This window comes from Bacillus sp. J41TS8 (assembly GCF_018333035.1).
Lineage (GTDB): Bacteria > Bacillota > Bacilli > Bacillales > Bacillaceae > Bacillus > Bacillus paralicheniformis.
The window spans coordinates 1-261 of the sequence record NZ_BORF01000058.1 but is presented as its reverse complement, the minus strand read 5'-3'; the positions used below and the strand labels follow the sequence as shown (position 1 = coordinate 261).

At 47.1% G+C, this 261-nt stretch carries 1 rRNA gene; it reads left to right on the top strand.

Annotation, left to right across the window (positions count from 1 at the left end):
* Positions 1-114: ribosomal RNA gene (locus KI350_RS22835) — 23S ribosomal RNA — on the top strand; the annotation flags it as partial.
* Positions 115-261 lie beyond the last annotated feature (147 nt).

Here is a 261-nt window from a genome sequence, read left to right as displayed (position 1 = left end):
TCCCATTCCGCAAGGAAGTAAGATCCCTGAAAGATGATCAGGTTGATAGGTCTGAGGTGGAAGTGTGGCGACACATGGAGCTGACAGATACTAATCGATCGAGGACTTAACCTAAATATTTGTGAATCGTCTGACCGTTATCTAGTTTTGAGAGAATGCCTCTCAAAAGCCAAAGGCAAGGAAACTCGGCTAAAGGCCCTCACATCCTGTGAGGAACGCCCAGTACCTTCATCCTGAAGGCAATAGTTTGGTGGCGATAGC